This is a genomic window from Pedobacter frigoris (assembly GCF_005116445.1).
Taxonomy (GTDB): Bacteria; Bacteroidota; Bacteroidia; order Sphingobacteriales; family Sphingobacteriaceae; genus Pedobacter; species Pedobacter frigoris.
On sequence record NZ_SWBQ01000002.1, the window covers coordinates 859,906 to 879,937 of the forward strand.

Here is a 20,032-nt window from a genome sequence, read left to right on the forward strand (position 1 = left end):
GGAGCCTATTTCAATTTCCTTAATAGCTTTGTCAATTCTCGTTGAGTGGTATAGGTTTTATCTTTAGCGTACCAACCATGAAGCTTTTCTGCAATCTCCATCATGTCAGTCGTTTCCTTTTTCCATTGAGCCAATAGCTCCTGAAGCACGGCAGGTCTGGGTCCCCAACTGTCTAATAGCGCACCTTCTTCATTTAAGATCAGGAGTACAGGAATTGCCCTGCCACCATTTGTGAGATGGGCATCTATCAATGGCAAATTTTTATCTCTTAAAACAAACCTCAGATCAAATTTATCAGAGAAATCAATAACGATCTTATTAAAAACAGGGACAATTTGTGCTGCATCACCACACCAGCCTTCAGTTACGACTAAAAAAAGGTGCTTATTTTTGACATCAGTAAGGACATTGATAAGTGATTCTTGTAATTCAAGCGTTTTATCTACTCTGCTCATCCGCTGTATATTCATCTTCGTATAATGAAGCATTGCTTCCGAATCGTCAGGGCCCGTTGTCTTGCCTTCACTTAAAAGTTTGTCTATTAAATCCCTATAAGCAGAATAGCTTATACCATCATTATCAAAAATATTACTGTAGTTAATCATAATTGCTGTAATAAAATAGTTACGCCCTATTTTTTTAAACTTCCTCGCCGTTTCTTTGTCCCTCTTATATAAATGATGAAAAAAGAAAGATCCCCAATGAAGAATTATGTGTGCAAAGTACTGCTTTTAACGATTGCTATTTGTATTGTTTCTGTAAAACTTAATGCACAAACTACAGGAGATGGTAAAATTACTGCCAAAGTAATTGACGCACAAAATAATGAAAGTGTGCCTTATGCAACAGCCATTGTCATCAACACAAAAACAAAAGCAGTGGTAAAAGGAGCTCAAACTGACGCAGAAGGCAATTTGGTAATAGCAGGGATACCTAATGGCGTATTTACTTTTAAAATAAGCTATGTAGGTTATCAAACTATGGTAAGGGACTCCATATCTATTTCTGATGCTGCTAAGACGATTAACCTTGGCACAATCAAAATGAAGACAGCCAAAGGAACAGTGTTAAATGAAGTAGCAATTACGGCACAAAAAAGCTCAATGCAACTGGGCATAGATAAAAAAGTTTTCTCAGTAGATCAAAGTTTGGTGAGCGAAGGCGGATCTGCATCAGACCTACTTCAAAATGTGCCGTCAGTTCAGACAGATATAGATGGCAATGTGAGCTTGCGCGGTTCAACCGGGGTAAAGGTACTTATAGATGGAAAGCCTTCCTTAATTGCTGGAGGAAATGTCGCCCAGATTCTTCAGTCCCTGCCTGCAAGTTCAATTGAAAGTGTTGAGTTGATCACCAACCCCTCAGCAAAATATGACGCAGAAGGACAATCGGGCATCATTAATATTGTCCTTAAAAAGAATAAAAAATTAGGGTTTAATGGTTCTGTTGCCTTAACCGGTGGCAATCAAAATAACTACAATGCAAGCACTAATTTGAGTTTCCAGAACAAAAAGATAAATATCTACGGAAATTACAGCTATAGATATGGAAATAGATTAGGTGGAGGATACAACAACATCACCTATTTAAACAGTGCTTTTGCTACTGCATACGCAAATCAAAATACGGACTCAAAATCTCTGGAAAAAGGGCATAATGTAAAAGCAGGGATAGACTATTATGTAACTGATAAAAGCATATTGAGCTTTACCGCGGGGTTTAACAATAGAGACAATGACAGAAATGAATTCCTGAAGATTGACAAATTTAACAAACAAAATTCCCCTTTAGAGCTTAGCAATCGTGATAACTCAAACCTGGGTTCTGGCGGCAGTTATGATTTGAACCTGGATTTTACACAAAAATTCAATAAGCCCAAGGAAGAGCTCACCTTTAATTTCAGTTTCTCTGAGGGGACAAACGACAATTATCAGATTTATAACACTAATATTTATAACATAGGTGGCAATGCTGTGGGAACTCTCCCTGATATTCAGCGCAACGATGGAAATGGGCTTAACAGGAATTACAATATACAAACAGATTATACATTGCCTGTAGGTAAAGCCGGAAAAATTGAAGCCGGATACCGCAGTCAGATTAAATTTGCCGAGAATAATACTTACTCAGACCGATTCAACAACATTACTGGTGAATATGAGGTGAATTACTCACTTACCAATGAGTTCAACAGTAAAGATCAGGTTCATGCATTATATGTAAATTATCAGAATCAGGTAAAAGACTTTGGATATCAATTTGGACTAAGGGCAGAAGATGCCACTTTGGATACGCGTCTCGGCATGTATACGTCGTCAGGCTTACAATATAGCCCAGGTAAAGTAGAATACACCAGATTGTATCCTAGTATGTTTTTAACGCAAAAATTTAAGGGAGAGCAACAAGTACAGTTAAACTATAGCAGACGTGTAAACAGACCACGAGGCTGGGATACCAACCCTTTCTTAGATGTGTCAGACCCGTTAAACTACCGTCAGGGAAATCCGAATCTGAAACCGGAAGATGTTCATGCTTTTGAGCTGAGTTATATGAAATTCTGGTCTAAAATAACTTTTACTTCAAGTGTCTATGTGCGTCAGACAAATGATGTAATACAGCGTGTACGAACAGATCCCGACGAAAATGGGATTACCATTAGTACTCCTCAGAATTTAACAAGTCAGCTCAACAGCGGAATGGAATTTATAGGCCGGGTAGATGTGAGCAAGGCCTGGAATTTTACCGCGAATGTAAATTTATATCAAAGCAAAATTAAAGGCGTGCCTTCTTATGGCATATTGGAAAATTCCGGTTTTAGCTGGAATGCAAATTTGACCAACAACTTTGTACTTCCATACAACATTACTATGCAATTAAAAGGTGATTACCGTGCACCAGAGGTGATGGCTCAAGGAAAAAGAAATGCGATGTATGCTGTTGATGCCGGAGCAAAATATGACTTTAAAAACAAGAAATCATCGCTAAGTCTTAATGTAAGAGATGTGTTTAATACACGCCAATGGAGCATGACGACTGAAGCAAATAATACCATTATCGATTTCAGGAGAAGAATGCAGGGTACTATGGCCAATCTGACCTTCTCTTATCGCTTTGGTAAAAATGATTTCAATTTTAAGAAGAGCAAAAAGCTAGATCAGGAAATGCGCTCTGACGAAGAGTCATTCTAAGCCTCACATATGAAACGCTTGATCATTGTATCCTGTCTAGTATTGATTACTCTGCATACGTATGCGGCCGACAAAGGTATAATATCAGGGAAAATAGTAGAGCAGATAGGAGCTCTCCCTGTGCCGGCAGCTGTAGTTTCACTTTACATTACAGGAACACAGCAGCCATTGATAACGGTGCCCACTGATGAAAATGGCTTGTTTAAGATCAGTTCATTAAAGCATGGAAGCTATTCATTAAAAGTCAGCTACGTCGGCTTTAGCCCTTTGGTTATAAACGATATCATTCTTACAGAAAAAGAATATGAGAAAAGGCTCGGTACCTTAAAATTAGTTGCAGATCAAACCAGCTTAAATGAAATAACCATAAATGCCGAAAAGCCCCTGATTCAGTATGCAGCGGATATGATGACTTACAATGTGGAGTCGTCTATCCAATCTGAAGGGAGCACTGCCTCTGATATCTTAAAAAATGTACCAATGGTGGAAGTAGACCTGGATGGGAATGCTTCAATTTCCGGAAAAAGAAATACACGGATCTTCATAGACGGAAAGCCTTCGGATTACATGACCTCAAACATTGCCGATCTGCTAAGTGTCTTGCCTTCGGATGCCATTGAAAAAATTGAGGTCATGACCAACCCTCCGGCAAAATATTCCGGTGATGGCGAAGGTATCATCAACATCGTGATGAAAAAGAATTTCAAAATTGGTCTTGGAGGAAATGCCGGAGCTTCTGTTGGATTGGAAGGTAACACCAGCGTCAACACAAATGCATCCTATAAAAGCAAGACTTATTCCATTAATGGAGGGGCCTCCTACCGTTATAACATCCGAAAGAATACAAATGAGAATTACCGGGAAAACTTCTTTTCAGACACTACTTTTTACTATAATAATTTTAATGACAACCGCGACTCAGGTGATGGTGGCAATTACAGAGTAAATTTTGATTGGGATATTACGAAGAAGCAAAATCTGCATGTATCCACAAACTACAACAACAACGTAAACAACAATAAATCCGGAGCATACAATCACTATTTGGATGAAGACCTTATTGAGAGTAGTTTGAGAAATCAGAATACAACCGGGGAACGGACAGGCCATACCTTCGTTTTTGACGCTGACTATGACATCCAGACCGATACTACCGGCGGAAAATTATCAGCAGGAATTACATACAATGACAATAATAATTTTAACGGCAGGTTACAAAACACGACCTATACACCCGCAAACCGGAGTTCGAGGTTGCAGGAAAATAGAAATGGCATCACCAACAACGGACTGAGTTTTAAATTGGACTATGACCGGCCGGTGTTCAAAAAAAGAGATCATATTGAGCTTGGTTTGATGTACAATTTCCGTAACAACAATAATGATCAATTGATTCAAAGCTTTGATTTTAACACAGGTCAGTATGTAGTTAATGAAAACCTAAGTAATCAATTTTTATACAAAGAAGACATTTTTGCAGGGTATGCAACTTATAATTTAAGAGGCAAAAACTGGGGAGCCAAGGCAGGTTTAAGAGCTGAATTAACGAAGGTTGATTTTGACTTGTCTTCGGGAGAAAGCTATACCATAGACCCTTATGTTAGCCTGTTTCCAAGTTTTTCAATTAACAGAAATTTTAGGAAAAGGTACAACATTGGCGCTTCTTATAGTGTTCGCGTAAACAGGCCAAGGGAAAACTCGTTGAATCCGCAGGTAAACAATACAGATCCGCTCAATATCAACTATGGCAACCCAAACCTACTACCTGAGTTGACCCACCAAATGGACATCAGCTTTAATGTCTATGGCAAGCTATGGTCGTTTATTCCAAAGTTGGCATACTCTACCCGAAAAGCGGTAATAGAAAGGTATCGGTTTGTCGACCAGACAGGGGTTTCAGAAACAACCTTTGACAATGTCGGTTCCAATACCGAATATAGTTTATTCCTTATCGGCAATTACCGTCCGCACAAGACCATCTCTACGAATGCCAATTTTAGTTTTAGCCAGGCAGCCTATAAATCTGACCGAAACAGTGCCCTAAACAGAAAAGGCAAAAATCTTCGCGGACGCATTGGTTTATCGATGGAATTACCTTTCAAAACAGCATTTGAGGGAAATGTAAATTATTATAATAATATTTCCGCTCAGGGTAGAAACAAAGGCTCCATTACCACTTGGATGGGCGCTAGAAAGGTGTTTCTTAAAAATAAACTGAATGCGCGAATCAGCATAAGCGATCCATTCGGCAGGAGCAGCAATTCTTCTATCAACGAGGGAATCAACTTCCGATCGGAAAACTTTTACACAAGCAACACCAGTAATGTGACGCTAAGCCTCAACTACAGATTTACGAAGGTAAGTAAAACAAAACCTATCCCACCCCCGGCAACAAAGCCCTGATAAATTTGAAAACAGAATTTGTATATTGGTCGTTATGGAAGATATCAACCCCTGGATCACTATAGAAAGCCATAAAATTTATGAAAACAACTGGATAGGGCTAACTGAACATCAGGTTATCAATCCTTCCGGAGGGAAAGGCATTTATGGGGAGGTCCATTTTAAAAATTATGCAATTGGAATTTTACCCCTGGACGATGACCTGAATACATGGCTGATCGGCCAGTACAGGTTTCCTTTAAAGGCATACAGCTGGGAGATTCCCGAAGGTGGAGGTCCCTTAAACAAGGAACCACTGGAAAGTGCCAAAAGGGAACTCCTGGAAGAGACAGGTCTTACAGCCACTGAATGGACTGAGATCCAGAGAATGCACCTGTCAAATTCTGTAAGCAATGAACTCGCGATTATTTATATCGCTAAAGGATTGAAAGAAGGGATCGCAGAACCCGAAGAAACAGAACAGCTCATAGTGCGGAAGGTATCTTTTGAAGAAGCCTATCAAATGGTTATGAATGGACAAATAACAGATAGTATGAGTGTAGCTGCAATTCTCAAAGCGAAAATTCTATTGCTTCAGGGAGCTTTGTAATTCAAAAATACCTTAATATTGTAAAGGCTTTTACTGATCAATTATGAACAAGTTTTTAGGCTACATATTTAGCCCTCTTTTTTATCTTCTTTTCTTCCTTACCCTGGTCATCTTCCAGCCTATTCAATGGGTATGTTATAAGCTTTTTGGATATAAAGCACATAAGGTTTCTGTGGATATACTCAATTTCTTCCTAACTTATTGTGACCTTTTTTTGGGCTCCTCAATATCTTTTGATAACAAATTTGACATTCCAACGAACCGTTCCATAATTTTTATAGCCAACCATCAAAGCATGTATGATATACCTGCACTTATTTGGTTTCTGAGAAAACACCATGTTAAATTCATTTCTAAAATAGAGCTGACTAAGGGAATCCCTTCCATTTCATTCAATCTCAAATATGGTGGCGGGGCAAACATAGATCGCAAGGACAGCAAACAGGCTGTATCAGAAATCATAAAGCTTGGTAGGAGAATGAAAGAGAACACATGGTCAACGATGATATTCCCGGAAGGTACAAGATCTAAAGATGGAAAACTAAAGCCTTTCCAGGTAGGTGGTATCGCGACACTTTTAAAAGTGGTACCTGATGCATTGATAGTCCCGATAGCAATAGAAAACTCATGGAAACTAGTGCAATATGGCAGTTACCCCTTAAGCTTTGGAGAAAGACTCCGCTGGACTGTTTTAGAACCTTTAGAGCCTGCAGGAAAAAAACCTGAAGAAGTCACGATGGACGCTGAAAATGCAATAAGAACTAAGCTGAATAAATCTTTAACGGAACTACACTAAATATTCTTATTGTCAATACGCTTAAAGAATTCGTCTCTGTAGGTATCACCTATTGGTATTACTTTACAACATATTGAGATCCTGCTACGCTCAATGCTCTCTATTTTATCAAGGGAAATAATATAGGATTTATGCACTCTGATAAATTGACCCTGTGGTAATGTTTCTTCCATCTTCTTCATATTCTGAAGTGTAATGATGCGTTCTGATTTCGTATATATAGAGATGTAATCCTTTAAACCTTCTATATAAAGTATGTCATCAAGCTCAATCTTTTGAATTTTATGTTCAGTTTTGACAAATATAAAATCCTGGATTGGATTTGCCGTTGTGGAAAAAGGGGCTGATGTCAGAAGGGGCTGAGGAGGAGAAATTGGTTCAGCGGGCTTCGTCTGATTATGTACTTTTTCAACTGCTTTATAGAATCGGTCAAACGCAATCGGTTTTAATAGATAATCTGACACATTAAGATCATAACTTTCAAGCGCGTATTGAGAATACGCTGTTGTGAGGATGTAATTTGCTTTCCCATTGGCTATTTTAAGGAATTGGATTCCTGTGAGCTCGGGCATCTGAATATCAAGAAAAACAAGGTCTATACCCCCTGCTTGCACCATTTGTAGAGCTTCAATAGCATTTTCAGTTCTTTTTACCAATTCTAAAAAAGGCACCTTAGAAACATAATCTTCTATAATATCGAGTGCCAGCGGCTCATCATCTACCGCAATACATTTTAACTTTATCATATGTCAAGCATTAACTCACTGGTGTAATGGGTAGCCGAATTTACAATATTTAATTTATACCTGTCCGGATAAAGTAACTGTAATCTCCGTTCGACATTATTTAATCCAACACCTCCCATTTCATCTTTATTATAGGTGTTCTTTTTATTAGTAATACTGAAATGAAGGATTTTTTGATTAGCGATAATATTGATCTTAATTGGGTTCTGTGGATCGTTGGCTATCCCATGTTTAAACGCATTTTCTACGAATGAAATCAGAATAAGTGGAACTATATGCTGGTCATCAATTTCCCCCTGTAAAGTCATCTCTACAGCGGCCCCATCTTTAAATCTAAGTTTCTGCAGTTCAATAAAACTCTGGACGTAATCTATTTCTTTGCTCAGTGCGACCCAGCTGTCGTTACTTTCATAGATCATATACCGCATGATTTCCGAAAGTTTTAATATTGCGTCAGCTGTTTTATCTGATTTTTGATAAGCAAGGGAATAAATGTTATTTAACGAATTAAACAAAAAATGTGGGTTCAGTTGAGATTTTAGAAATTGTAGCTCCATTTCTCTTTTCTCACTAACGAGGTTCTTTTGAATTTTTTCATTTCCTACCCAGTCTATTGCAAACTTAAGCAAAGCACTTACTACAATAAAAAATCCGGAAGTAAATATAGCCTGAACAGCAAATGTCCCTAACTCTTCGTAAAATGGGACATTTGAGGCTATCACATGATGCGACAATATAATATTGCTATATACAGCGGCTAAAAATGTCTTGATAATCGCCATAATCACAATTACCAATACTATAGCAAGCATATAAAGACCATATCTTTTTTTCTGCTGAATCAGTAGAGGAATCAGCAGCGTGTAGTTAATATAAAAAATGGACAAATTAATGATCGCAAAATATCCATATTTTACGGTGATATCGTACGACCCTAAATCACTATTAATAGCCCCTATTATTGGAACAATAAGCGTTGCTAACCAAAAAACCAAGTGTATTATAAAAGATTTTTTACTCTTCATTAGATGCCTGTTGACAAAGATTCCAGTGGTCGAAAATAACGGAATCTAACCGTTTTAGTTAATTCGTTTCGACGAACAGCCTTTTTTTTTCTACCAAATCCCCAAATAAACCAATTAATCACAAAACTATGCTTTTAAGGCGTTTATCTAGAATTATTTGAACTTGGTCTAAAACATTTTAATAGCCTTTAATTTATTATTCTATTTGTTTCATCAAACCGAGTGTAACAAGCTCTTAAGAGAGCACAAACAGTATTAAAACACTCGAAAAACGAAACAACTATGAAAAAGTTAACAAACGTATCGCCATTTCTACTTCTTTTAGTACCAGTATTCGTTATGATGCTGTTAACACTGGCAAAAAATAGCAACAATAGCCAGAACGAAGAAATGACTGTAAAGTCTTCAGCATCAAACACAAATATTATAAAAGTAAGTAATCCTTTTTCTAAATAATAAATGAGCGAACTGGTAATTGAAACGCGTGGACTGAACCACTATTTTGGTCAGCAGAAGGTCGTCGACAATCTGTCGTTAAAAGTTCAAAAAGGAAGTATATATGGATTTCTTGGACCTAACGGTGCAGGAAAAACAACATCCATTAAAATTCTTTTAAATCTGTTAAAATCACAGAAGGATACAGTCTACCTGTTTGGAAAAGAAATCAACAGCAACCGAATTAAAAGCCTGAAAAGACTTGGAGCCCTGGTGGAACAACCTGCTATTTATGCCCATTTATCCGGAAAAGAAAACCTGATAAACAGGTGCATTTTGTTGAGTATTAACAAAAGAAAGGCTGATGAAATGCTAGCTTTGGTAGGCCTTACAGAAGCTGCAGATAAAAAAGCAGGGAAGTATTCTCTTGGAATGAAGCAGCGCCTTGGTATCAGCCTGGCTTTACTATCTGATCCTGAATTGTTACTGCTTGATGAGCCGACTAATGGCCTTGACCCAAATGGAATTATAGAAATTCGTAATTTGATGATTGAATTGGCCAGCAAACACGGCAAGACCATCCTTGTTTCCAGTCACCTGCTGAGTGAAATTGAAAGAATCGCCACCCATGTTGGGATTATCAACAAAGGCAAGCTGCTATTTCAGGGAACAATTACAGAACTCCATGACCTAAGCAAACCAACCATAGAAATTGAGGTATCAGATATTGACCGGGCATCGGAATTCCTAAAATCAAATGGCTTTGAGGTCAATACAATTGAAGAAAAGAAAATAAGCTTAATGTATAAATCGGCTGAAGAAAGTGGCAAAATAAATACGCTTCTGGTTCAAAATGGTTTTACCGTCTCAAGCATATATCAGGTTAGAAAGGACCTTGAACATCTATTCCTGGACATTACAAAAAACAATTAATATGCACGCTCTATTGATATCCCTTAAATCTGAGTTTTACAAATCCAGAAAAACACTAGCCTTTTGGGCCGCTATTTTACTCCCGTTATTGATTTGTTCATTGATTGCTTTCGGCTTTTTCAGCCAGTCGGCAAGGATGTCTAAAGTTCACTACCCTGCAGAGGCCTTGTGGATGATGTACAGCGGCTCAGCACTAAGCGTCATGGGTATGCTGATCTTGCCATTCTATGTTATTTTTATGGCCTTTTCAGTGAATAATATAGAACATAAGAATGACACCTGGAAAACCTTGTTTGCGCAACCTTTAAATAAATTCTCTATATATGCAGCAAAGTACCTTTATGCAGTTTTGCTGATATTTATTTGTTTATCGCTATTTGTTCTGCTGACCTACCTTTCCGGGAATCTATTACATCTGCTGGTCAAAGGCTATAACTTCAATGAAGTTAATCCTCTGGGATTACTTTCAAAAGTATATTTAAAATTGTTTCTATCCTCACTTGGTATTCTCTCACTGCAATTTATCGCCAGTTTAATATGGAGTGATTTTTTAAAACCTATGGGTATAGGTTTCATTGGGATTATAGCAGGCATAATTACAGCAACTAAAGGCTGGGAATATGCTTATTTAATACCTTATAGTCATCCTGCCATGGTATTAACTGCGACAAAGGGCAAAGAACCGCAGGTATTCTTCACACAGGAAATATACAGCAGCCTTGTATATGCTGCTATATTTTTCATATTAGGTTACTTCATTGTGGCTAGAAAAAGCATGAAATAATAAGTTTAGTTTTAGTTTAATAGTTAAGGAATGGCGGATTTACATCCGCCTTTTCTTTTATACATCAATTTGGTAAAAATACCATCTGAATAAAAATTTATAATAAAATATTTTGAAAACTAATATTTTAGTTTTAAGTTTATACTAAGTTCTTAGTTATAGAAAAATAATGCGCATTATTTTGACTTTCAAAGAATTAAAAACCTAAACTTAAAACATGGAAATTAAAGACTTAACAAAAGCAGAAGAGCAGATCATGCAAATTGTATGGCAGATAGAAAAAGGATTCGTTAAGGATGTAATGGACTTCCTACCTGAACCAAAGCCAGCATACAATACTGTATCTACCATTATTCGTATTCTCGAAGTAAAAGGATTCATCGGCCACGAAGCATTCGGGAAAGCTCATGAATATTATCCATTGATCAGCAAGGAAGACTACAAACGTCATGCTACAGAAAAATTACTTGGTGGCTATTTTGAAAATTCAGTTGAGAGTATGTTTTCATTCTTTGTTAAAGAAGAAAAACTCGATCTCAGCGATGTAGATGAAATTCTTAAAATGATTAACAAAATTAAAAACAGACCGAGATGAGTTGGGCACATTATATCCTGCAAGTCAATATATACCTGGTTATATTTTATGGCTTTTATAAGTTATTGTTAGATAAAGAAACTTATTTTATTCTAAACCGGATTTACTTAGTATCTGCTGGCGTATTCTCACTTATCATCCCTTTCATAAGGTTTGAGTGGTTTACGCAGCAACAGGTTGTCCAGCCAGTATATGTGGGTGTTGATCAATTAAACCAACTTGTAACTCAGATAGCGGTGACACCAGAGACCCCTACAAGCTTTAGTTTAGGAAATTTCGTCGTACTGATCTATATAGCTGGTGTTTTATTTTTTATTACTAAATTCATTTATCAGCTATTGTCGATAAGATTGGCCCTAAAGCAAAAAAAATCCGGTCTGGCCTTTTCCTTTTTCAAGTACAAAGTGGTGGACAACGAATTACCAAATAGTAATACAATTGACAGACACGAGGAAATCCACGTACGCCAGCTGCATACTTTAGACGTTCTATTTTTTGAAATACTCGGAGCCATTACCTGGTTTAATCCTATTATTTATTTCTATAAAAACACTATAAAAAACATCCATGAGTATCTTGCTGATGAAGAAGCTGCCAGATTTCAGGGAGACAAGGAAGAGTATGCTTTATTACTATTGAGCAGTGCCTTTGGCATAAGCCCCAATAGCCTTACAAATAGTTTCTACAATAAATCTCTAATTAAAAGAAGAATTTTTATGTTACACAAACAACGCTCCGCAAAAACGGCCGTACTGAAGTATGGCCTTTTTGTACCCCTTTTCGCACTCACTCTTGTATTGTCTTCGGCCACCGTGCGTAGTAATGAACAGATTCTACAAATAGCAGATCAGATTCCTCTTGAAGAGCCTCTTTCTTTGGCCAAAGAAACAATTACAGATGTTATCATTATGCCTGTAAAGGAAATTGTAATGCCAAAAACAAGCTTCAAATCTATTCAGACCTCCACAATTATTCCTGCAGTTGCAGAAACTATTGCAGATTGGGAAGACTTTTACAAGTACATGCAAATGAATTTAAGATATCCTGCCCAAGCTCTGCAAAACGAAATGCAAGGAAAATGCCAGGTTAAATTTGCCATAGAAAATGGAGAAATAGAAGGTTTGGCCTTAGCTTCCAAAACATTGGGTTCCGGAGTTGATGCTGAGGTTATTACCAGGATTTTAAGTTATAAGAATTTTAAAAACGTGTCCAATGGTAAATACACTTTTATTGCAAGCTTCACATTGCAAGGAGCAAAATCTACTGTTTTAAATGAAAACATAGCGGCTATTGAAGGTTATAATAGCTTATCTGAAGTGGTAGTATCTGCATTTGCGGGCGACAAAACAGTAAGAACCGGAAATTTATCTCAGGTAGTAATAACCGGAACTGCATCAGATGATGATAAAGTGTATGATTTTACTACTCTTGAAAAAAACCCAAGTTACCCAGGAGGCATAGAGAAATTCTACCAGTATGTTCAAAGAACTGTTAAATATCCTCAGGAAGCACAGAATAATAAAGTACAGGGAAAAGTTTTACTTTCATTTATTGTTGAGAAAGACGGTTCGCTTACCAATATTAAAGTAGACAGAAAGCTTGGGTGGGGAACGGATGAAGAAGCAATGAGAGTGATAAAAAACAGTATTAAATGGATTCCTGGTGTAGCTGGAGGTAAAATTGTAAGGGTAAAATATAACATTCCAATCAGTTTTACCTTAGACATGGGAAGCAACAAAACCGGCCTTCTTAAAGACCAAATCTTAATTAGGGAGAATATAAAAGGCCAAACTATCGGCTCTGCGACTGCCAATCTTTCAAAGAACATGCTTTATGTAGTAGATGGGAAAAAGATGGAAACAGAAAAGGCTGGACTAGTAAAAACTCAAGACATAGAGACCATTAGTATCCTGAAAAGTTCTGATGCTATTGCATTATACGGAGATGCAGGGAAAGACGGTGTTATTATAATTACAACAAAAACCGGTAAGGACTCAAAGGATAAAAATTAATTTCATTTACTACGTTTTCGATTATACTCTAAATTTTCGAATTTCCTTTACACACAAAACGCCGGCTAAATTAGCCGGCGTTTTGTGTGTAATAACCTTGTCTCGTTGTATAAATTTATTAAATATCTTCCTCAGATACAAATTTTGCTGAATAAAAGTCTCTATTCATACGTGCAATGTTCTCTAACGAAATTCCTTTAGGGCATTCCGCTTCACATGCGCCTGTATTAGTACAGTTACCAAAACCCTCTGCATCCATTTGCGCCACCATACTCTGAACACGTCTGTATCTTTCAGGCTGTCCTTGTGGCAATTGTGCTAATTGCGAAATCTTAGCAGATACAAACAACATCGCAGACGCATTTTTACAAGTAGCTACGCAAGCTCCGCAACCAATACATGCTGCCGCTTCGAAAGCTGAATCCGCCTGTACTTTTGGAATAGGAAGACTGTTAGCATCTTGTGCGTTGCCCGTGTTTACTGAAATAAAGCCTCCGGAAGCAATAATTCTATCGAATGCAGTACGATCTACCATCAAATCTTTAATCACCGGGAAAGCCTTTGCACGCCATGGCTCTACAACAATTGTATCCCCGTCATTAAAAGAACGCATGTGCAACTGACAAGTAGTAATTCCTTCTTTAGGTCCGTGAGGTCTGCCGTTGATGAACATAGAGCATGCGCCACATATTCCTTCCCTGCAGTCATGGTCGAAAACAACTGGCTCCTCGCCTTTAGCAACCAGATCCTCGTTCAAGACATCGAACATTTCTAAGAAAGACATATCGGGAGAAACCTCCGATATCTTATAGTCTACCAAATTACCTTTAGCTTTGTTATTCTTCTGACGCCAGATTTTCAGCGTTAAATTCATATTTCCTGTACTCATGATATTGAGATTTTAGTACTTTCTATTTATAACTTCTTTGTGCAACCTTGATATTTTCAAACTTCAGCTCTTCCTTATGAAGTTTAAAGGTTACATCACCACTATATTCCCATGCAGCTACATAAGCATAGTTTTCATCATCACGCATCGCTTCACCTTCTTCTGTCTGGTACTCTTCTCTAAAGTGACCACCGCATGATTCATTTCTGTTCAATGCATCCATGCACATCAATTCACCCAATTCGATGAAGTCTGCCACACGGCCAGCTTTTTCCAATTCAGGATTCATTTCGTCCGCAGTCCCAGGTACGCGCAGATCGCTCCAAAAATCTTTTCGTAACTGCTGTATTTCTACAATTGCTTCCTTAAGACCCTGCTCATTCCTTGCCATACCACATTTATCCCACATGATCTTTCCTAATTTCTTGTGGAAATGATCTACAGATTTTGTCCCTTTAATGGACAAGAATTGATCTATGATCGCTTTTGCGCTAGCCTCCGCTTCTACGAATGCCGGGTGATCTTGTGGAATAGGTTTAGTTGCCAGCTCTTTAGACAGGTAAGCTCCAATAGTGTAAGGGATCACAAAATACCCGTCGGCCAATCCCTGCATCAAAGCTGATGCACCTAAACGGTTAGCACCATGATCTGAGAAGTTGGCCTCACCTAAAGCATATAAACCCGGCACAGTGGTCATCAGATTATAATCTACCCAAAGACCGCCCATGGTATAGTGAACAGCAGGATAGATACGCATCGGCAATTCATAAGGATCTTCTCCGGTGATTTGCGCATACATATCAAACAGGTTACCATATTTTTCTTTGATTACCTCACGGCCCAGTTTCATACAGGTTTCCTTATCCGGATTATGTATATTCTGCTTATTGGCTTCAATTCTTCCGTAACGCTCCGTATTTGCTTTAAAATCCAGATATACCGCAAGCTTAGAGTTACCTACACCATAACCAGCATCACAACGTTCTTTAGCTGCACGTGAAGCTACATCACGAGGAACCAGGTTACCGAAAGCAGGATACCTGCGCTCTAAATAATAATCTCTCTCATCTTCAGGAATTTCCGAAGCCTTACGCGGATCATCTTTTTTCTTAGGAACCCATATACGTCCATCGTTACGTAACGACTCAGACATCAGGGTCAGTTTAGACTGATGATCGCCAGATACAGGGATACATGTAGGGTGAATTTGAGTATAACAAGGATTTCCGAAGAAAGCCCCTTTCTTGTGTGCTTTCCATGCGGCAGTTACATTACTACCCATTGCATTGGTCGAAAGGTAGAATACGTTACCATAACCACCGCTGCACAACAATACTGCATGGCCTGAATGACGCTCTAACTCACCAGTAAGCAGGTTACGGGCAATAATACCTCTTGCTTTACCTTCAACAACAACTACTTCAAGCATTTCATGACGGGTAAACATCTCAACCTTACCCATACCTACCTGACGCTCTAAAGCACTGTAAGCTCCTAGAAGTAATTGCTGACCTGTTTGTCCAGCCGCATAAAAGGTTCTTTGAACCTGTGTACCTCCAAAAGAACGGTTGTCAAGCAGACCTCCATATTCTCTCGCAAGAGGAACACCCTGCGCTACACACTGATCTATAATATTTGCACTTACCTCAGCCAAACGATGAACGTTAGCCTCACGTGCACGATAATCACCACCTTTTATAGTATCATAAAACAAGCGATAAGTACTATCGCCATCATTCTGATAATTCTTTGCCGCATTGATACCACCCTGAGCAGCTATAGAGTGCGCCCTCCTTGGTGAATCCTGGAAACAAAAACATTTAACCTTATAACCCATCTCTGCAAGAGTAGCCGCAGCTGAAGCTCCAGCTAAACCTGAACCAACAACGATTATCTCTATGCTTCTTTTATTGGCCGGATTAACCAATGGCATAGAAGAACGTAACTTAGTCCATTTTTCTGTTAATTCTCCTTCGGGTATATGAGCATTTAATTCTGCCATGTTATTTAAACTTAAGATCAAAAATTATTTAATAAGACCCAGATACATTGCAATAGGCATGGAAGCAAAAATCAATGAAATGATAATTGAATACCAAACCCCAAGCGCTTTAATAAGTGGGGTGTATTTCTTGTGATTCCATCCTAAGGTCTGGAATGCAGAAGAAAATCCATGCAATAAGTGATACGCCAATGAAAACATTGAAAACACATAAAGCGCCACAATAAATGGATTTTTAAAGGTTTCCACCATAATCACAAACATATCATCATGTCCGTTTGCATCTACAGTAGGAATTCCGGTAAAACGTGAAATTACCCAAAATTTAGAGATGTGGACAATCAGGAAAATCAATAACAAAGTTCCCAATAAACCCATAGAACGTGAGTACCATTTACTATTAGCAGAACCATTTGTTACTGCATATTTAACGGGTCTTGCAGACTGGTTTTGAAACACAAGTCTAAAGCCCTGGATAATGTGCGCAAGCAAACCTGCAAATAAAACCACTTCCATCGCTCGGATCAACCAGTTCGTTGCCATAAAATGAGCCCCTGTATTGAAAGTCAATCCACCGTCATTCACAAAAATCAGTGAATTGAGGAAGCAGTGAACCACAAGAAATGAAATAAGAAAAAGGCCTGTGATGCCCATTATTAATTTTTTTCCTATAGATGAGGAAAAAGCGTTTCCGAAACCAGCCATTTATATCTATTTTTAGTTTTGTCATGCAAAAGTATTTAATAAAAGAATTAATTGGTTAATCCTTTGCATAAAAAACAGACAAATAAGCTATTTAGAAACGTTCTAAGATTTAATGATTTAACGCCGAAAACAAAATGAAAAAAAAACCCCATATTTAGCTATTGTACTGATCTTGTTTTTATTCCTGTTTTCTTGCAAACCAAAAGACACAACATTCAACATTAAATCCGAGAATTTTGGCCCAAACGCAGTAATTGAGATTTATAGCCTCTCCGGATCAAAACCTTTGTTAACAGAAAACCTTAAAAATGAACCCAGGTCTTTCAAAATAAAACCCAATACTCCCGGGTATGGCAGACTGGTAATTAATACTGAACGACGCCAAAAAATGGAATTCCTGATCTATCTCGACGGTAACACTTATGAGGTCAATCTGGATGGAGAAAACATTAAGCAGTATCCATTAGCGGATACAAATTCCCAACAGGTGAAAGAGCTCGCAGAGTTTTACAAGCTTCAGGACAGCCTATCAAGAGAGACCAATAAAAACCTCAAAATTGCCCTTAAAAAAACGAAAACAGCACCCAGAGAAACTATAGCAGTTTCTTTAAAAGAATACGATGAATGGCAAGATAAGTCAAAGCGGGCCATGACATCAGTTATTGAATCATTTGCAAAGAGTTATCCAGCATCTATGCTTACTCCGATCCTTATAGATCGCTTTGGTAGTCCGGAATCATTTGCTCGCGAGTACAAAACAATAATTAAAAACCTTAGTCCAGAGGTTCGGGAAAGCGAAGATATTCAAATGCTACTTAAAGAAATAGACCGGATTACACAGATGCAACCAAGCCAAAAGATGGCGGAAATTAACGGAAAGAATCCTGCAGGCCTTCCTTTTGATCAGAAAATCTTAAAAAAGATAAATGTCTTTATTTGCTGGATGTCCTACGACCAGGAATCAAGAAAGTACAGTCCGGGTTTAGTCGATCTATATAAAAAATTCAACGGCAAAGATGTTGAATTTATCGGCATTTCTTACGACAAACATGAAAAGTGGTGGAAATCAATAATCAAAAGGACGGCCTCACATGGCCCCAATATTCGGACCTACTGGGTTCAAAATCTCCCAACCCTGGCAAACTCAGCAACTACAGGGCGCCCTATATATCCATCACAGATAAAGCCGGGATCATACTCGTTGCTGATATTCCGCTGACTAATCTGAGTTTTGAAATAGAAGACTGGCTATCAAAAGCCAAATAAAAAATGGCGGAAGAGTAACTCTTCCGCCATTTTTAAATATTTCAAGGTTGCCTAGTTGATATTAAAGGTAAATGCACCTTCCGGTCCTACTCCGGAAATCCTCGTCATTCCATTCCTGGTTGCCGGCAATGCATCCTCCACATCTTTACTACTGTTTACCGGTTTTCCGTTGATCGAAGTAATTAATACTCCTTTAGGAATTTCCCATGAATCAAACAGTTTACCTTGCTCTATCCCGGTCACAACTACTCCATTTTGCACTCTATACCTAGTTTTAAGTTGAGCAGAAGCTGGCGCAAAGGAAGCTCCCAGTTTATCGATTGTTGCTTTATTAGTGTTTTTAGCAACCGCAGGCTTTAAGGTTGAAGCCACACTATTTTCGCCTTTAAGGGTTACATTCGTATTTTTCAACTGTCCATCTCTCAGGTAAGTCAACTGTACTTTATCTCCAGGGCTCATTCTACCGATCTTTTCCTGCAGATCCGGAGAATCGTAAATGGTTGCACCTCCAACTTTTTTAATGATATCACCTTTTCTTAATCCCGCGGCCTCTGCGCCACTACCTGGTACAACATCAGTTACATACAATCCGGTAATATCGTCGATTTTTAATTTCTCAGCCTCATCTGCATCAAGAGCAGCAAAAGTTACACCGATATAACCACGTTTCACGGCGCCGTATTTCCTGAAATCATCGAGGATCTTTTTAGCCAGATTAACAGGAATAGCAAATCCATAACCCACATTTGTACCTGTCTGTGATGCGATTGCGGCATTGATACCAATCAACTCCCCGTTAGCATTTACCAATGCACCCCCACTGTTACCCGGATTGATAGCTGCATCTGTTTGAATATAAGATTCGATACTATTATTCGTAGGCATCTTCCCTGTTCTCTGATATTCTTCGTACTCCTCTTCAGTAGGTTGTTGCTGACTTCTTCCCAAAATACCAATACTACGTGCTTTTGCACTAATGATACCTGCGGTAACTGTAGTTTGCAAGTCCAAAGGGAAACCTACAGCCAAAACCCACTCTCCAATCTGAACATTGTCAGAATTACCCATTTTCACTACCGGCAGATTTGTAGCTTCTACCTTTATTAATGCCAAATCTGTATTCGGATCTTTACCAATTACCTTGGCACTCACTTTACGTCTGTCCGACAAAATCACTTCGATCTTATCAGCTTTATCTACCACGTGGTTATTAGTTACAATATAACCATCCGGAGTTAGAATCACACCAGACCCTGAAGCTGCCCTTGGGGCACGCTGCATCCCTCTTCCTCCACCACCAAAAAAATCTTCAAACATATCAAACGGCGAACCACCCCTTTGATTGGAGCTATTACCGGTATAAGAGGTTTTAATATGCACAACCGCAGGCGAAACAGACGCAGCAGCTTCTACAAAATCCACCGCCCCTGTCGACGCAACTTTTGGATTGCTTGCAAATAATACATTTTGTTGTTCTTGAAATGATAACGCATCACCACCTTTAGGTTCTAATAATTTATAGCCCCCAATTGCAGCCGCACCACCTATAAATGCAGCAACCACCATTATTCCTATTCTTTTCATTTATATATTGTTTTAAGTCCAAAATTCATATCATTCTCATCTTTAAGCAAAATGATCATTTTCTTTTCAATGATATAGTC

16 protein-coding genes are annotated in these 20,032 nt (G+C 38.3%); 9 read left to right on the top strand and 7 right to left on the bottom strand.

What is annotated here, in order from left to right; genetic code table 11:
• Positions 1 to 5: 5 nt before the first annotated feature.
• Positions 6 to 605, bottom strand: coding sequence for a thioredoxin family protein (locus tag FA047_RS10270; RefSeq protein WP_136835945.1), 600 nt, complete (start codon positions 603 to 605; stop codon positions 6 to 8).
• 72 nt (positions 606 to 677) lie between these two features.
• On the opposite strand from FA047_RS10270, the gene FA047_RS10275 reads away from it, so the two are divergent.
• Genes FA047_RS10275 through FA047_RS10290 form a run of 4 tightly spaced genes read left to right on the top strand, consistent with a single transcriptional unit; the run spans position 678 to position 6,976 of the window.
• A complete protein-coding gene (locus FA047_RS10275) occupies positions 678 to 3,188 on the top strand; it encodes a TonB-dependent receptor domain-containing protein (protein ID WP_225872694.1) in 2,511 nt (836 codons plus the stop codon).
• Positions 3,189 to 3,197: 9 nt separating this feature from the next.
• A complete protein-coding gene (locus FA047_RS10280) occupies positions 3,198 to 5,591 on the top strand; it encodes an outer membrane beta-barrel family protein (protein WP_136835946.1) in 2,394 nt (797 codons plus the stop codon).
• A 34-nt stretch (positions 5,592 to 5,625) separates the two neighbouring features.
• On the top strand, positions 5,626 to 6,180 hold the full coding sequence (locus tag FA047_RS10285) for an NUDIX domain-containing protein (RefSeq protein WP_136835947.1): 555 nt from the start codon (positions 5,626 to 5,628) through the stop codon (positions 6,178 to 6,180).
• Positions 6,181 to 6,223: 43 nt separating this feature from the next.
• Positions 6,224 to 6,976 carry a lysophospholipid acyltransferase family protein gene (locus FA047_RS10290; RefSeq protein WP_136835948.1) on the top strand — a complete coding sequence of 251 codons (753 nt, stop codon included), beginning with the start codon at positions 6,224 to 6,226 and terminating at the stop codon, positions 6,974 to 6,976.
• On the opposite strand, the gene FA047_RS10295 is transcribed toward FA047_RS10290, so the two are convergent.
• Together FA047_RS10295 and FA047_RS10300 are read right to left on the bottom strand one after the other, a co-directional pair.
• Positions 6,973 to 7,722 (bottom strand): LytR/AlgR family response regulator transcription factor, encoded by a 750-nt coding sequence (locus tag FA047_RS10295; protein WP_136835949.1) that lies wholly within the window; start codon positions 7,720 to 7,722, stop codon positions 6,973 to 6,975. The two genes, FA047_RS10290 and FA047_RS10295, sit on opposite strands and share 4 nt — an antisense overlap.
• A complete protein-coding gene (locus tag FA047_RS10300; protein WP_225872695.1) occupies positions 7,719 to 8,534 on the bottom strand; it encodes a sensor histidine kinase in 816 nt (271 codons plus the stop codon). The genes FA047_RS10295 and FA047_RS10300 overlap by 4 nt, the downstream gene beginning before the upstream one ends.
• A gap of 672 nt (positions 8,535 to 9,206) precedes the next feature.
• Between FA047_RS10300 and FA047_RS10305 the strand changes: the two genes are divergently transcribed.
• The 4 genes from FA047_RS10305 to FA047_RS10320 all read left to right on the top strand — a co-directional run bounded on the left by FA047_RS10305 (position 9,207) and on the right by FA047_RS10320 (position 13,506).
• Positions 9,207 to 10,115: an ABC transporter ATP-binding protein gene (locus tag FA047_RS10305; protein WP_169304378.1), complete on the top strand. Its 909-nt coding sequence runs from the start codon at positions 9,207 to 9,209 to the stop codon at positions 10,113 to 10,115.
• Between the two features lies 1 nt (position 10,116).
• Positions 10,117 to 10,899, top strand: coding sequence for an ABC transporter permease (locus FA047_RS10310; RefSeq protein ID WP_136835951.1), 783 nt, complete (start codon positions 10,117 to 10,119; stop codon positions 10,897 to 10,899).
• A gap of 217 nt (positions 10,900 to 11,116) precedes the next feature.
• Entirely contained in the window at positions 11,117 to 11,494 is a 378-nt protein-coding gene (locus FA047_RS10315; protein ID WP_136835952.1) for a BlaI/MecI/CopY family transcriptional regulator, read from the top strand.
• Positions 11,491 to 13,506, top strand: a complete 2,016-nt coding sequence (locus tag FA047_RS10320) for a M56 family metallopeptidase (RefSeq protein ID WP_136835953.1) — start codon at positions 11,491 to 11,493, stop codon at positions 13,504 to 13,506. Before FA047_RS10315 ends, FA047_RS10320 begins: the two co-directional genes overlap by 4 nt.
• A 118-nt stretch (positions 13,507 to 13,624) precedes the next feature.
• Here FA047_RS10320 and FA047_RS10325 read toward each other — a convergent pair whose 3' ends face one another.
• From FA047_RS10325 to FA047_RS10335, 3 genes are read right to left on the bottom strand one after another with little or no spacing between them, the layout of a single operon-like run.
• Complete coding sequence (locus FA047_RS10325; RefSeq protein ID WP_136835954.1) at positions 13,625 to 14,395, bottom strand: succinate dehydrogenase/fumarate reductase iron-sulfur subunit; 771 nt, start codon at positions 14,393 to 14,395, stop codon at positions 13,625 to 13,627.
• A 22-nt stretch (positions 14,396 to 14,417) separates the two neighbouring features.
• The gene (locus tag FA047_RS10330; RefSeq protein WP_136835955.1) at positions 14,418 to 16,397 is read right to left on the bottom strand and encodes a fumarate reductase/succinate dehydrogenase flavoprotein subunit; all 1,980 of its coding nucleotides are present in this window, start codon (positions 16,395 to 16,397) and stop codon (positions 14,418 to 14,420) included.
• A gap of 24 nt (positions 16,398 to 16,421) precedes the next feature.
• Positions 16,422 to 17,102, bottom strand: coding sequence for a succinate dehydrogenase cytochrome b subunit (locus FA047_RS10335; protein WP_136835956.1), 681 nt, complete (start codon positions 17,100 to 17,102; stop codon positions 16,422 to 16,424).
• Positions 17,103 to 17,388: 286 nt separating this feature from the next.
• Between FA047_RS10335 and FA047_RS10340 the strand changes: the two genes are divergently transcribed.
• Positions 17,389 to 18,321: a thioredoxin family protein gene (locus FA047_RS10340; RefSeq protein WP_136835957.1), complete on the top strand. Its 933-nt coding sequence runs from the start codon at positions 17,389 to 17,391 to the stop codon at positions 18,319 to 18,321.
• Between the two features lie 98 nt (positions 18,322 to 18,419).
• On the opposite strand, the gene FA047_RS10345 is transcribed toward FA047_RS10340, so the two are convergent.
• Positions 18,420 to 19,952: a Do family serine endopeptidase gene (locus FA047_RS10345; RefSeq protein ID WP_136835958.1), complete on the bottom strand. Its 1,533-nt coding sequence runs from the start codon at positions 19,950 to 19,952 to the stop codon at positions 18,420 to 18,422.
• Positions 19,953 to 20,032 lie beyond the last annotated feature (80 nt).